We start from the raw sequence: 14,199 nt of genomic DNA, 5'->3' as shown, positions 1-14,199 counted from the left end.
TTTCTGAGGCGTCATATTCCGATCGCCAAACTTTGATCGCCTGCCCCCGCTTCCGGGGGAACAATGAGCTCGTCCTGCTGTTTCTGTCGCATCGCTGAAACCATAGGGAATAGCATCATGCGTATGTTTCTTGCCGCAGCCTCGATCATTCTCCTCGGCTTCGCCGCTCCAGCTTTTTCTCAGGCGCTTGCTGATATGGACTCTAGCGGCCGCTTCGGCGGCATGCCACCCGGCACGGTGCCAGGGGCGGAATCCAATGGCGGTCTCATGATTCCGCTCGATCCAGTCGAAACCGGTGATATCACCGTCGTCATTCCGTCGGATCGGACCACCTGCCCGCGGCCCGGAACGCGTCAGTACCGCGTGGCAGAGCGCGACGGTACGCTAAGCGACGCCTGCCGCTGACGGGATAGTCCAAGATCATAAAGCAGGAACGGCTATTTGTCGTTTCTGTGCAGCACCACGCCGAGTTCATGCCACTGCCGCCTGTCGCGCTGGATCAGTTCGTCGGCTGAGGCTGGTCCCATGCTGCCTGGCGCGTAGGCGTCAGGCACGCTCTGATCCCTAGCCCAGATGTCCAGGAAGGGCTGCACCGCCGCCCATCCGGCCTCGATGCCGTCGGCGCGCTGGAACAGAGTCTGGTCGCCGATGAAGAGATCGTAGAGCAACGATTCATAGCCGGTCGTCTTGGCGATATCGAATTTGTCGGCATAGCGGAAATCGAGAGAGACCGGCACGGTATCGACGGAAAGCCCCGGCGACTTGATCGAGATTTCCATGCTCATTCCTTCGTCCGGCTGCACTTGGATCACCAGCCGGTTCGGCGGCAGTCGGCGCTTGACGTCGGTCTCGCGAAACTGCGCGAAGGGAACCGGCTGGAAAGTGATGACGATCTCGGTGTCGCGCGCCGTCAGCGCCTTGCCCGTCCTGAGATAGAAGGGCACGCCGGCCCAGCGCCAGGTATCGGCATAGAGCTTCAGCGCCACGAAGGTCTCGGTCCTGCTGTCGGGCGAGACGTCCTTGGTATCGCGATAGGCCGGGAGCTCGGCACCATTGAGCGGGCCCGCGCCATAGGCGCCGCGCACGCCATGCGTCTTGGCCTCATCAGGCGTATAGATGCGCATCGCCTTCAGCACCTTGCTCTTCTCGTTGCGGATCGCTTCGGCATCGAAGCTGTTCGGCGGTTCCATGGCGATCATCGCCAGCAACTGGAAGAGATGGTTCGGCACCATGTCGCGCAACGCGCCGGTTGCATCGTAGAATTTGCCGCGGCTGCCGACATCGACGATTTCGGCAGCGGTGATCTGCACGTGGTCGATGTAGCGGCTGTTCCACAAGGACTCGATCATCATGTTGGCGAAACGCGCCGTCATCAGATTCTGCACCGTCTCCTTGCCGAGGAAATGGTCGAGCCGGTAGACTTGGCTCTCCCCGACCTGTGCGAGAATCTGCGCATTGAGTGCCTGCGCCGAAGCGAGATCGGTGCCGAACGGCTTCTCGATCGCGATGCGACGGAAGACGCCGTCGCTTTCATCGGTCAGCCCGTGCGCGGCCAGCTTCTCGACGATCGTCCCGAAGAAGGATGGCGGCACGGCGAGATAGAAGGCGGCATTGGCATGCGGCCCCAGCCGCTTGCCGATCTCGACGAAAATATCGTCCTTGGTGAAATCGCCGGACGTATAGGAAATGCGCCGGCGCAGGCTTTCCCAGGCCTCGTCCTTCACCGGTGGCTCTTCACCGCTCAGATGATTGAGGAATTGGTCGAGCCGCCCGCGCAGGAATTCGTCGTCACCAGGTTCGATGCCGATGCCGAGAATGTGGAGATCCTCGCCGACCAGGCGGCTGCGCGTCAGATTGATGATCGCCGGCACCAGCAGGCGGCGCGTCAGGTCTCCGGTGGCGCCGAAGATGACGAGGGTGACCGGCGGGGTAGGGGCAGCGTCCATGTGTCATCTCCTTGGAATTTGCGGCCGACTATAATGCGTGCCGGCCTCGCCGCAACATAGGCGGCGAGGGGTAACAGGCATTTGACAGCCTCTGACGTGCGCCCGAGGCCGGTTACGCTTTGACCGCCACCATGAAAATCCTCGGAAACCTGAGCAGCACCCGCCCATCCGACAGCTTGGGATAGGCCTGTTCCACCCGCTTGAGGTAATCGGCCAGGAAGGCTTCGCGATGCTCTTCGCCGGCATGGGCGAGATAGGGCATCAGTCCGGTTCCCTTCACCCATTCGACAATCGCTGCAGCATCCGCCATCGGGTGATTGTAGACGGTGTGCCAGATATCGACACGTGCGGCTTTGGCAATCAGCCTGTCGTAATAGGCGGAGGGCGGCGGCAGCGCCTTGCGCCGCACGCTCTTCGCCTCGAAGGCGGATTTCCACGGGCCGGCATGGGCGGTCTCCTCCATCGCCAGATGGGAGGGTTCGCCGAGATTGTCGGGCATCTGCACGGCCAGCACGCCGCCTTCGGAAAGCCCGTCCATCAGCCGGTCGAAGATATCGAGATGATCGGGCAGCCATTGGAAGACGGCATTGGCAAATAAAAGGTCGGCGGGCTCAGTCGGTTGCCAGCTGCCGAGATCGGCCTCGACGAAGGCAGTGCCCGGAAGCCGCTTGCGCGCTGCCTCCAGCATGTTCACGTCGCTGTCGACGCCAGAGACGCCGTCCGCCCCATAGCGCTCGATGATCAGCTCGGTCGAATTGCCCGGGCCGCAGCCGAGATCGACGGCATGACGAATCTTTTGCAGCGGCACCGGTGCCAACAGGTCGCGCGCCGGTCGCGTGCGCTCATCCTCGAATTTTACGTATTGATTGGCGGACCATGCCATGGCGTTCACTCCTGCTGTCAGGCCACATCGCCCATGTGGTGGATGCGGATCTTGTCGATGTTGCGGCCGTCGAGCTTGACGACCTCATCGGCGAAGTCGCCGGCGACGAGGGCACCCGCCGATCTTCACTCGGCCGATACAAGTATTTTGTCGACGCGCCTCCCGTCGAGATCGACGACTTCGAAGCGCCATCCGCCTCGCGTGAAGCTCTCACCCAATTCCGGCAGATGTTTCAACTCTTCCAACACCAGGCCAGCGACAGTCTGATATTCGAGATCGTCATCGAGCCTGAGGTTTAGGAATTCAGCGAACTCGTCAATCGGCGTCCAGCCCGACACGAGATAAGAACCGTCGTCTCGACGAGCGATGGCCTGTTCATCGACAGGTCCCTCCTGCAGAGCCCCCATGATTGCTTCCAAAATGTCACCTGACGAAACAACTCCCTCGAAATGGCCGTACTCGTCGAAAACCAGCACCATGTGAACGGGCGATTTCCTGATTGCTTCGATAACATTGATGGCAGTTGAGAGGTCTGAAACCACCGGGACGTCTTGCGTCAGAGCCTTGATGTCGACAGTCCCGTGTTCGGACATCGAGTCGTAGAAGTCCTTGACCGGAAGGATGCCGATTACCTCGTCCGAACTGCCTTTTCGAACCGGCAACCGCGACCGCTTCGTCCTGTGCAACTGGGTCCGAATTTCATCAAGGCTGTCGTCGATATCAATAATTTCGACGTCCCGTCGGGGCGTCATAAGCGCTCGGGCAGTGCGGTCCGCCAGCCGCATGACACCTGAGATCATCGCGGACTCTTCGCTTTCGATAACTCCAGCCGACTGCGCCTCGGCCAGAACGGTTTTGATCTCTGCGTCAGAGACATTGTCGCCACCTTTTCCTGCCTGGCCCAAGAGCTTCAGCACAAGGTTTCCGGAAGCGTTTAGAAGCCACACGAGTGGCAGCGCGATTTTTGAAAGTACCGCCATAGCTGGCGCGACCTTGGCCGCAACCGCTTCGGGTTCCCGCAATGCGATCTGCTTTGGAACAAGTTCGCCGATGATCAACGAAAGATAGGTGATTGCCACAACGACTGAACCTACGCCAATGGCATCAGCGGCCGTCGATGACAGCCCCTGGGCTTCAAGCCATCCGCTCAGGCGGCCGCCGAGCGTGGCCCCCGAGAAAGCGCCGGATAGAACGCCGACCAGCGTGATGCCGATCTGCACCGTAGAGAGGAAACGACCGGGGTTTTCGGCAAGTTTGATCGCTTGAGCTGCACCCTTGCTTCCATTGTCGGAGAGAACCTTCAGGCGGGCTGTTCGAGAAGACACAACGGCCAGCTCAGACATGGCGAGCACACCATTCAGGATGGTGAGAAACGCCACAATTCCAATTTCCAGAAACACAGGGACCCTATTCGTTGAGGTTGTAATGCCGCATTCATCAGGCGAAGCGGCGAGGCAGTCGAAGGGACGCTCTTATACGCCTATACGCATCGCCTGTCGTCTTTCCATTATCGTGTTGACATCAGTTCAGGTTCCATCGGACGCTCCTCTGAAGTGAAAGTCAGGGCAATCGGTAAAACCGGGCAGGCCGCGGCCACCCGTCATCGGCAATGGTCTGGGAAGCGGCCCTCTCTGCTGGAGCCTTGATATGCCTGGGGCGAGGCGGAGGTCATCGCACCGTCTACAATGGTCGCCTGCTTCCTCGGCCGGGAGATCCCGGTTGGAACGGGCGGAGCTTGTACTGGATGGGTCGCTGTCAGGCATGTCGCAATTTTGACGGTGAAACAGTGCCGACGCAAGAGGCGCCGGGCGAAAATCCTCATAGCATCTTGATGTGACAGTTTCGCCAACGGCAGCAGCACCGCATCTGCGCGTCTTAAAAGAGGCGCTGGGAGCCGCCTTGTCATAAGGAAAGCTGCCGCAATACACCGTAAATTAACAGCCTCTCGGTAGTTTCTTTAAAATTGCGAACGATTTCCGCGACGTGCAGGCACGTCCTGAAATCAGTTCTCGGTCAGGGGGAAGCCGGGACGGAATAGATCGATGCGCGATCGACGACCTGCCCGCTCGAGGAGGTTAAGCGCATGCAGTTCAAATCGGCTACCGGACGCAATATTTTTTCCGTGGCGGCTTGCGGTGTCATCGCGACGATCGCGGCATCGGGCGTTCTCTTTTACATCGCCTACAACGATATGCGCAAATCGAGCCTCGACGAGATGCTGCAGATCGCTGCTGCCAATGCGCTCAACGTCGAGAAATCCATGAGCGTGGCGCTCGGTATCGTCAATGCGTTGGAAACGTCGCTGTCGACGATGAAGGACGGCGGAAACGCCAATCGGGCTGCCGCCGACGACCTGCTGAAGAACATGCTGCAGGATAATCCGATGGCGCTCGGTGTTTGGACCGGCTGGGAACCGAATGCCTTTGACGGCAAGGACAAGGATTTCGTCGGCAAGGAAGGCCACGACACGACCGGCCGCTACGTGCCTTACTGGGTCCGCAGTGGCGACAAGATCCAGCACACGCCGCTGGTCGACTATGCCGTATCGGGCGCCGGCGATTACTACCAGCTGCCCTTTACCCAGAAAAAGGCCGTGGTCATCGAACCTTATGTTTACGCGGTGGACGGCAAGGACGTGCTGATGACCTCGGTCGCCAAGCCGATCATGGTCGACGGCAAGGCGCTGGGCGTCGCCGGCTTGGACATTTCGCTCGAAGACGCCAACAAGGCGATCTCGGCAGTCCACCCGATGGAGACCGGCTATCTCAGCCTGGTGACGGGCGCTGGCAGCGTCATCAGCCATCCTTCCGCCGAGCTCGCAGGCAAGAATATCAAGGACGGCGGTGATCTGACTGCCGGCTGGGATCAGTTGATCGCCAAGCCCGGCGTCGCGCAGGAGATCGCAGGCCGGGACGGCCAGACCTATTTCTCGGTCGCCTATCCGGTAAAGCTCACGAATGACCTCAACTGGTACGCCGTCGTCTCGGTGCCCAAATCCACCGTCTTTGCCCAGCTCAACAACATGGCCTGGAGCGCCGTTGCGATCACAGCCATCGCTGCTCTCCTGCTCGGCCTCGCAGGCTGGCTCATTGCCCGCAAATTCATCCGCCGCATAGAGGGCGTGATCTCCGAGACCGATCGCATCGCCCATGGCCAGCTCGACGTGCAATTGAGCGACAAGAATGCCAAGGACGAAATCGGCGACCTCTCACGCTCCCTCGCCATCCTGCTGGAAAGCAATCGCCAGAAGATCAAGCTGGAAACGGATGCGGAAACCTCCCGGGCCCGCGAAGAGGTCGAACGGCAGGAACGTTCCGTCCATCATGCCGCCCGCGAGGATTCGATCAAGTTCGCGGTCAGCGAACTCGGCAACGGACTGGCCAGCCTTTCCAACGGAGATATGACCATCCGGCTGGAAAAGCCATTTACCGACTCGCTTGACGAAATCCGCGTCGATTTCAATGCGTCTGTCGAAAAGCTCCAGGCAGCCCTGATTTCCTTCTCCGAAAACGCCGCCGTCATCCAGGCCGGTTCGGAAGAAATCCGCTCGGGCGCCGACGATCTCGCCCGCCGCACCGAACAGCAGGCCGCTTCCGTCGAGGAGACCGCCGCTGCGCTTGAGCAGATCACCACCTCGGTCAAGGACTCCACCCTTCGCGCCGAAGAGGCGGGAACGCTCGTCAGCCGCACCAAGGATGGTGCAGAAAAGTCCGGAGAAATCGTGCGCAACGCCGTCGACGCCATGACCGGTATCGAGCAATCCTCGCAGTCGATCTCCAACATTATCGGCGTGATCGACGATATTGCCTTCCAGACCAACCTGCTGGCCCTCAATGCAGGCGTTGAAGCAGCACGTGCGGGGGAAGCCGGCAAGGGCTTCGCCGTCGTCGCACAGGAAGTGCGTGAACTCGCGCAGCGCTCGGCCACCGCCGCCAAGGAGATCAAGGCGCTGATCACCTCTTCCGGCGACCAGGTCAAGCGTGGCGTCGATCTCGTCGGTCAGACCGGCAAGGCACTGCAGGCGATCGTTGCCGAAGTCCAGCAGATCAACAGCAATGTCCAGGCGGTCGTCCAAGCCGCCCGTGAACAGTCGACCGGTCTCCTGGAGATCAACACGGCGGTCAACCAGATGGACCAGTCGACCCAGAAAAACGCCGCGATGGTCGAGGAATCGAACGCCGCTTCGCATACGCTGGTGACGGAGGTGTCTGCCCTCTCGGAGCGTCTGGCACAGTTCAATCTCGGCCAGGTGGCAAAGGCGGCCCCTGCCGTCCGGACGACTGCCAAGCCGGTGGCACGCCCGGTCGGGGCGATGCTTTCGATGCGCAGACCGGTTCCCGCCTCGGCCACCGACCATGCCAGGCCCGCTCCGTCACCGGCCCGTGCACTCGGCGGCAAGCTCACAGCCGCCTTCGGCACCTCAGCCGCACCGGCTTCGACCGAGGGCAACTGGGAAGAGTTCTAGACATACGGCGTGCGACGCCGCTGAGCGCCGCTCCCCTTGGCAGAAGATGGCACCCGCGCGAGTTTGTTGCCGCCTCAGCTCTGTATTTGGTTGTATCTCGGTGGTGGAAATTGCCAAAGGACCGCAACAGTAACGAACCGTCAGAGGAGGTCGTAGCCTTTGACGTTCAGGGAGAGCGTGTTGTCGGCACGTTGCGCCTTGCTGCCGGAAAACCACAGCCGGTGATCCTGCTTTTCCCTGGGTTTGGCGGAGTTCGCGATGAGCTTCAGATTCCAAGCCAAGGCAAAGGAATTTTCGCCTACATAGCCAGGTCTTTTGCATCCCTAGGGTTTTCCAGTCTTCGTATCGATTTCCGTGGAAGCGGCGAAAGCGACGGCCTGTTTGAGAACACGACATATTCGAGCCAAATAGCGGATGGCATTGCCGCGATGGAGTTTCTGAGATCCGACCCTCGCGTCGATGGACGCCGCATCTTCCTGCTGGGGTGGAGCCAGGGAGGATTGATCGCCGCTGCGATCGGCGGCCGTACCAACTGGTCGTCCGGGATTGCTCTTTGGGCTGCTGTTGGAGAGCCAAGTGTTTCCTTTCCCGCTCTGATCGGTCAGAAAACCTATCTTCGCGGTTTGGCGGAAGAGAGTATTGCGACCGAGATCGTGATGCCGTGGGGCGCCAGGCTCAAGCTCAGGCACCTCTTCTTTCAAGAGGTGGCAACGCACGATCCATTCGATGAAATCAAGGCCTATGATGGCCCGCTCTTTGTGGCGGAAGGGTCCTTGGATACCGCCATTCCGGCGGGCACAGGACAAAAATTCGTGTCGGCCCATAACGGGGACAACGAGCTTCGGATCAGTCCGATGGACCACGCCTTCAATACGTCGCGCGGCACTGAAGCTCTCGATGCGCTGGTGATGGCGACCGCGAATTTCTTTGCTCTGCGGCCAGCTTTCCTCAAGCGAACATAACTGCCAGGATGGCGCGCTCAATTTTGATTTGAAAGCATTCAATATCTCGCGCTAAGGTCACACAAACCAGCATCAGCGCAAAGTCCTCGGAGTTGCCGATGACGTTTCCCGTTCCCTCCGCCGCCTTTGACCGCATGCTCATCATGGGCAATGGCGGCGCAGGTAAAACATGGCTCGCCCGTCGTATTGGTGAGCAGCTTCACCATCCGGTTGTCCACCTTGATGACATGCATTGGGAGCCGGGGCGCTACGGCATCGATCGCGACAGGGCATTGCGGGACGAGATGGTCAAGGCGGCGGCCGAGCGCCACGCCTGGGTCATGGAGGGCGTTTACGGGCAATTGGTGAACATGGTCCTCAACCGCACGACGATCCTGATCTGGATTGATCTGCCGGAGGGGGAATGCATCGCCAACATCAAGCTGCGAGGCATCCAAGGCGGCGAGACCGAAACGCAATTCGATGGCCTTTTAAAGTGGGTGGCCGAATACAGGAGTAGAACGAACAACTGGAACTCCTTCGAGACACACGCGCGATTGTTCTCGGTCTTTTCCCGTCCGAAGTTCCTGTTGTCGAGCCGTGAGGCGGTCACCGATTTTGCTGACCGGTTGTCCACCAGCATCGACGAGGCCATTGATGAACGAGCCCAGATTTCCGAATGACGAGGGCGAAGACGCCTGGATGGTCGTCCAGGTGTTTGCGGATGAACACTGGAATGCCTACCACGATATCCGTCGCGTCGTCCTCTTCGAGGCCCGCGGATTGATTGGCTATGATGCCAACCATCCCGACGACCGAAGGGAGGGGCATTTCCCTTTGCTGCTTCTGCTTGAAAACACGCCCGTCGGTGCGGCTCGTCTTGATCTGATGAGCAGGCAGACCGCATGTGTGCGGACCGTCGCGATCAAGGCGGAATGCCAGGGAAAAGGGTACGGCCGGATGCTCATGACCGGCCTCGAAAAATTCGCATCACAACACGAGGTCGAGAGACTGCTTGTGAATGCGGCGCGAGACGCTGTGGGATTCTACGACGCGCTCGGGTGGACCGTCGTTGAGGCCGGTGGTGAAAACCCGGTGCTGACTAAGGAATTGCGAACTGGGTCTTAATGGTGAAGTATTGCGCTGACCGCGAGCTGCCCTGACGTTCTCGTGGAGCTTCTCCAACCAACGCCGAGGTCACGATGCTCATTATCTTTGGCGGTCTGCCTGGCAGTGGAAAGACGACGATTGCCCGCGCTCTGGCCGAGCGGTTGAATGCGGTCCATGTGCGCGTCGATACCATAGAGCAAGCAATCCGTGCCTCCGGAATTGCCGATGATGCCGGGCCTGCAGGCTATATCGTGGCTTATGGTATCGCCGGGGACAATCTGACCCTCGGCAGGACCGTTATCGCCGACTCCGTCAACCCGCTTCGGATAACCCGCTCAGCGTGGCTTTCGGTCGCGCAAGCCGCTGGTGTGACGGCGGCGGAGGTCGAGGTCGTTTGCTCGGACAAAGCCGAGCACCGCAACCGTGTCGAAACGCGCCCCACTGACGTCGAAGGTCTGGTGAAGCCGACATGGCAAGAGACTTCCGAAAGAGCCTATGACGAATGGCACGATGCAATCCTCATCGATACGGCTTCGAAAACGGTCGACGCCGTTTTGGATGAACTGGTGAGCCGATTGAAATCGCTCCCGCCAAAAGCCTAGCAGAACCGACGAAGGAACGCATGATGTCGTCCGAAAAGCGACACCACGCACTCACCCGTCACGCCGCGAGAATAGTAATCCCGTAGGCATTGGCGGCCGCAGTCATGCGAGCGATGGTTTCAGCCGAAGGGCTGGCCTTCGGTGGCTCCGTAGCACCTTCTGCTTCGATGAACTCGGCCATGTCTCGGTCGACGACCGCGGAAAAGACCACGGGGACGGTTCCTCGGTTGGAATAGCCGTGCACCATGAAGGGCGGGATGGTGACGATGTCGCCGGCGTTGGCCTCGATCTCTTCGGGGCCGCTGTCGCTCAGGCGCCAGATCGTCAGCTTTCCCTCGAGGATGCGGAACACTTCCGGGCTCGCATGCGCATGTTTCGGCGTCCGGCTGCCTGATGGCACGGTGACGTCGAAGATATTGAGCCAGGCTCCGCTGATTCTAAGCCGCCGCTCGACCCGGTCGCCGAGGACGAAAAAACGCTTTGCCTCGTCGCTCGAAGGCATTTTCACAAATGAGTTGGACATCATGTCTCTTTCTTTTTCTTACAGGGCTTCTTGTTATGGGCTTTTTCTTGCGGGCGCAGCCGTTAGACCTTTGCGCCGCCTTTGACAACCCATCCTGTTGTTGGGGGTAACATCGCCGAACGCTTTCAAAGAAGCGCGGGACATCGGCCGAAGCGATGAACAAACGGCTCCGTTGCCACGGGTTCAGCGCCGCTCGCGCGCCACTGCGTCACGAGACTGTCGGGGCCGATATCGGTACTTCGGGGCGTTTCCGCAAGGTCCGCCAATGCCGCATCAGCTATGCGGAAATGACTGAGGCCAGAGGGTGCGAAAGGCTCGGCGCCTGTAATACCGCCGACACAGAAGGGGCGCATAGAACGCGGCGGCCGTTCTTGGCCGTTCTTTGGGGCCGTCCTTCCACGCCGTCCCGCCATTCACATTGATCATTCACATTGATGGAGCGCATCCATGTCCTCTCCCCCCGTCGTCGGCGCCGCCATGACGCTCGATGAAGTCGAACTTCACCGTGACTGGCTCTTCGAAAAGTCTCGCGATCTCGAATTGCAGAGCTTTATCGATGCCGAGGTTCTGAACGGCGACTGGGCGCCGCTTGCCGCCCGCACCAGAAGGCTTCTCGACGGGCATGGTGGCCGCCTCGGCATTCACGGCCCGTTCTGGGGCTTCACTATTGCCTCGGAAGATCCTGATATCCGCGCCATCGTCACCCGGCGCCTGCTGCAGGGGCTCGATGTCTGCGCCGCCATCGGTGCGACGCATATGGTCATCCACAGCCCTTATACATCCTGGTCCTACAACAACCTCGACGACAATGCCGGCGCCCGCGAAGCCTTGGCCGAGCGCACGCACATGACGCTGCGCGACGCCGTCAGGCGCGCCGAGGATATCGGCTGCACCATGGTCATCGAGAACATCGAGGACAAGGATCCGCATATTCGCGTGGCGCTTGCCGAAAGCTTCCAATCACCTGCCGTCGCGGTCTCGATCGATACCGGCCACGCCCATTATGCCCACGGCTATACCGGTGCTCCGCCGGTCGATTACTACGTCAAGGCTGCCGGCAGTCGCTTGCAGCATGTCCACCTGCAAGACGCCGACGGATATGCCGATCGCCATTGGAGCCTCGGCGAAGGCTCGATCCACTGGCACGCCGTCTTTAGGGCCCTTGCCAAGCTCGAAAGCAATCCGCGCCTCATCATCGAGATCAAGGATAAGTCGAAGATCCCGGCCTCTGCTGCCTATCTCGCCTCGATCGGCGTGGCTCAGTAGGGTCTGTTACTCGTCCCGCCCTCCCTCATTCCCGTGCTTGCCACGGGCGGGGAGGGTGGAATTCCCTCATGAAAACCGGGTGATCACGCTGATTCCGGTGGCCTCTGCCTTGTCGAGCGCCATCAGCGCCGGCACGGCTTCCTCGAGGCTGACCCGCCGTCCGATCAGCTTCTGCGGCGCGATCTTGCCGGCCGAAAGCATCGACAGCATGGCGTCGTAACGCCAGGCCTGCATCCCGTGGCTTCCGTAGATTTCCAACTCGTGGCCGATCACCTGCGCCATTGGAATCTGCGGCGTCGAGTGTTCACCCAGCATCAGCCCCACTTGCACATGCCGCCCGCGCCGGCGCAGATTCTTGATCGAGTTGAAGCAGGTGACGGGATGGCCGAGCGCATCGATCGAGACATGCGCGCCGCCCTTGGTGATCTCGCGCACCGCTTCCGACACGTCGGCGACGCCTGACGCATTGACCGTCGCCACCGCCCCGCACTCCCGCGCAAAGGCGAGCTTCTCCTCGGAAATGTCGATGCCGATCGCATTCGCACCGAGCGCCGTGGCAATCATGATCGCCGACAGGCCGACGCCGCCGCAGCCATGCACGGCAATCCACTCGCCGGGCCCGGTGCGGGCCTGGTCGGCGACGGCGCGAAACGAGGTGGCGAAGCGGCAGCCGAGACTTGCCGCCGTCGCATCGTCGATCGTATCGGGCAGGTGCACCAGATTAGTGTCGGCATAATCGATCGCCACATATTCGGCGAACGACCCCCAATGGGTGAAGCCCGGCTGGAACTGGTTCGGGCAGACCTGCTGGTTGCCGGAATGGCATTCGCTGCAATGGCCGCAGCCGGAAACGAAGGGCACGGTCACCCGGTCGCCGACCTTGAAGCGCATCACGCCGCGCCCGGTGGCGACGATCCGCCCGGCAAGCTCGTGTCCCGGCACATGCGGCAAGCGGATATCCGGGTCGTGCCCCATCCAGCCGTGCCAGTCGCTACGGCAGAGCCCGCTTGCGCCAACGGATATCACGACGCCGTCCTCGGTTGGCGTCGGATCGGGCAGCGTGCGGATTTCGGGCGCCTGTTCGAAGGCTTCGTAGAACATGGCTTTCATCGGCGTTTTCCTTGCTGCTTATCCGCTGTTGCACCCATCATCGCATGCGGCAGCCAGCCATTCCAACATTCCATTCCATCATTTTTGCTGATGCACCCATCGATGAAGCTGCCGTGGCTGCGCACGATTATTGCGGCCTGGCGCCATTCCCCGGCATTTTCTTGCTTCCGTGTTTTCGCTCGGGATTTGTCCTTGACCCGGCTTGCCGCCGCGGTTTTTCCTTGTCCGGCTTCAGGAGGAAACCATCATGGTCGTCGATACATCACCCCGTTCAACCACCTGGACTCATGTCGACGGAGAGTGGCTCCCCGGCAATCCGCCGCTGATCGGACCGACCTCACATGCCATGTGGCTCGGCTCCACGGTCTTCGACGGCGCCCGCTGGTTCGACGGCATCGCGCCCGATCTCGACCTGCACTGCCAGCGCATCAACCGCTCGGCGCTCGCCATGGGCCTGAAGCCGGTAAAATCAGCCGAGGAAATTGCCGCGCTTGCCTGGGAAGGCGTTGCGAAATTCGATGGCGCGACGGCAATCTATATCAAGCCGATGTATTGGGGCGAACACGGTTCCCCCGGCAGCGTCGTCGCCGTCGACGGGGAATCGACCCGCTTCGCGCTCTGCCTGTTCGAGGCGCCGATGGGCGGCCATGGCGGCACCAGCCTCACCGTCTCGCCCTATCGCCGCCCGTCGCCGGAAACGGCGATGACCGAGGCAAAGACCGGTTCGCTCTATCCAAACAGCGGCCGCATGATCGCCGAAGCGCGCAGCCGCGGTTTCGACAATGCGCTGGTGCGCGACCTGAACGGCAACGTCGTCGAGACCGCCTCGTCGAACGTCTTCATGGTCAAGGACGGCGTGGTGATGACGCCGGCCGCCAACCGCACCTTCCTCGCCGGCATCACCCGCGCCCGTGTCATCGACCTGCTGCGCAAGGCCGGTTTCGACGTCGTCGAAGCAGCGCTCTCCGCCGAGGATTTCATGCAAGCCGACGAGATCTTCACCACCGGCAACTATTCCAAAGTCGTTGGCGTCATCCGCCTCGACGACCGCGATCTCCAGGAAGGCCCGGTCACGCGCAAGGCGCTTGATCTCTACATGGACTGGGCCCACGGTAGGAGTGAGAGCGAGGAGTGAGCCACGATCCCGCGAAGCGGGAGCAATCGATCCAGTGAATCGATTGCAGCGACGAACGCCCGAAGCGCAAGCGCAGGGCCGGCGCGGCCGCCTCTAGCAAAATCCACGTCTGGATCCGCCCCTCATCCGCCTGCCGGCACCTTTGTAACTTCCCTTTACCCGCTCTTGGCGCTGTAATGCCTCTTGCGGTGGCGGATGGAAGACCGATGCACCTTTGG

General features: G+C 60.8%; 13 protein-coding genes. 8 read left to right on the top strand and 5 right to left on the bottom strand.

The annotated features are described in order from the left end of the window. The first annotated feature begins 63 nt into the window (after positions 1 to 63). Positions 64 to 405, top strand: coding sequence for a hypothetical protein (locus A6U98_RS01365; RefSeq protein ID WP_082933826.1), 342 nt, complete (start codon positions 64 to 66; stop codon positions 403 to 405). A gap of 32 nt (positions 406 to 437) precedes the next feature. Here A6U98_RS01365 and zwf read toward each other — a convergent pair whose 3' ends face one another. From zwf to A6U98_RS01350, 3 genes are all read right to left on the bottom strand, one after another. Further along, positions 438 to 1,946 carry a glucose-6-phosphate dehydrogenase gene (gene zwf, locus A6U98_RS01360; protein ID WP_064647391.1) on the bottom strand — a complete coding sequence of 503 codons (1,509 nt, stop codon included), beginning with the start codon at positions 1,944 to 1,946 and terminating at the stop codon, positions 438 to 440. Between the two features lie 112 nt (positions 1,947 to 2,058). After that, positions 2,059 to 2,829, bottom strand: coding sequence for a trans-aconitate 2-methyltransferase (gene tam / locus A6U98_RS01355; protein ID WP_064647389.1), 771 nt, complete (start codon positions 2,827 to 2,829; stop codon positions 2,059 to 2,061). Positions 2,830 to 2,954: 125 nt separating this feature from the next. After that, positions 2,955 to 4,229, bottom strand: coding sequence for a hemolysin family protein (locus A6U98_RS01350; RefSeq protein ID WP_064647387.1), 1,275 nt, complete (start codon positions 4,227 to 4,229; stop codon positions 2,955 to 2,957). Between the two features lie 683 nt (positions 4,230 to 4,912). Between A6U98_RS01350 and A6U98_RS01345 the strand changes: the two genes are divergently transcribed. The 5 genes from A6U98_RS01345 to A6U98_RS01325 all read left to right on the top strand — a co-directional run bounded on the left by A6U98_RS01345 (position 4,913) and on the right by A6U98_RS01325 (position 9,947). After that, on the top strand, positions 4,913 to 7,294 hold the full coding sequence (locus A6U98_RS01345) for a methyl-accepting chemotaxis protein (protein WP_064647385.1): 2,382 nt from the start codon (positions 4,913 to 4,915) through the stop codon (positions 7,292 to 7,294). 110 nt (positions 7,295 to 7,404) lie between these two features. Next, positions 7,405 to 8,256 carry an alpha/beta fold hydrolase gene (locus A6U98_RS01340; protein WP_064647452.1) on the top strand — a complete coding sequence of 284 codons (852 nt, stop codon included), beginning with the start codon at positions 7,405 to 7,407 and terminating at the stop codon, positions 8,254 to 8,256. A 98-nt stretch (positions 8,257 to 8,354) separates the two neighbouring features. Next, complete coding sequence (locus tag A6U98_RS01335) at positions 8,355 to 8,918, top strand: hypothetical protein (RefSeq protein ID WP_064647383.1); 564 nt, start codon at positions 8,355 to 8,357, stop codon at positions 8,916 to 8,918. Beyond that, positions 8,893 to 9,363, top strand: a complete 471-nt coding sequence (locus A6U98_RS01330; protein WP_064647381.1) for a GNAT family N-acetyltransferase — start codon at positions 8,893 to 8,895, stop codon at positions 9,361 to 9,363. The genes A6U98_RS01335 and A6U98_RS01330 overlap by 26 nt, the downstream gene beginning before the upstream one ends. A gap of 74 nt (positions 9,364 to 9,437) precedes the next feature. Further along, on the top strand, positions 9,438 to 9,947 hold the full coding sequence (locus tag A6U98_RS01325; protein WP_064647379.1) for an AAA family ATPase: 510 nt from the start codon (positions 9,438 to 9,440) through the stop codon (positions 9,945 to 9,947). Between the two features lie 58 nt (positions 9,948 to 10,005). On the opposite strand, the gene A6U98_RS01320 is transcribed toward A6U98_RS01325, so the two are convergent. Beyond that, complete coding sequence (locus A6U98_RS01320; RefSeq protein ID WP_064647377.1) at positions 10,006 to 10,473, bottom strand: cupin domain-containing protein; 468 nt, start codon at positions 10,471 to 10,473, stop codon at positions 10,006 to 10,008. 444 nt (positions 10,474 to 10,917) lie between these two features. Here A6U98_RS01320 and A6U98_RS01315 point away from each other — a divergent pair, with 444 nt between their 5' ends. Next, positions 10,918 to 11,736 carry a sugar phosphate isomerase/epimerase family protein gene (locus tag A6U98_RS01315; protein ID WP_064647375.1) on the top strand — a complete coding sequence of 273 codons (819 nt, stop codon included), beginning with the start codon at positions 10,918 to 10,920 and terminating at the stop codon, positions 11,734 to 11,736. A gap of 66 nt (positions 11,737 to 11,802) precedes the next feature. Here the strand turns inward: A6U98_RS01315 and A6U98_RS01310 are convergent, their stop codons facing one another. Beyond that, positions 11,803 to 12,846 carry a zinc-dependent alcohol dehydrogenase family protein gene (locus A6U98_RS01310; protein WP_064647373.1) on the bottom strand — a complete coding sequence of 348 codons (1,044 nt, stop codon included), beginning with the start codon at positions 12,844 to 12,846 and terminating at the stop codon, positions 11,803 to 11,805. A 247-nt stretch (positions 12,847 to 13,093) separates the two neighbouring features. On the opposite strand from A6U98_RS01310, the gene A6U98_RS01305 reads away from it, so the two are divergent. After that, positions 13,094 to 13,981 carry a branched-chain amino acid aminotransferase gene (locus tag A6U98_RS01305; protein WP_064647371.1) on the top strand — a complete coding sequence of 296 codons (888 nt, stop codon included), beginning with the start codon at positions 13,094 to 13,096 and terminating at the stop codon, positions 13,979 to 13,981. The last annotated feature ends 218 nt before the right edge of the window (positions 13,982 to 14,199 follow it).

It is taken from the genome of Rhizobium sp. WYCCWR10014, from assembly GCF_001657485.1.
GTDB lineage: Bacteria > Pseudomonadota > Alphaproteobacteria > Rhizobiales > Rhizobiaceae > Rhizobium.
Note: the sequence above shows the minus strand (reverse complement) of the source record. Positions and strands in the feature narration are given on the sequence as shown.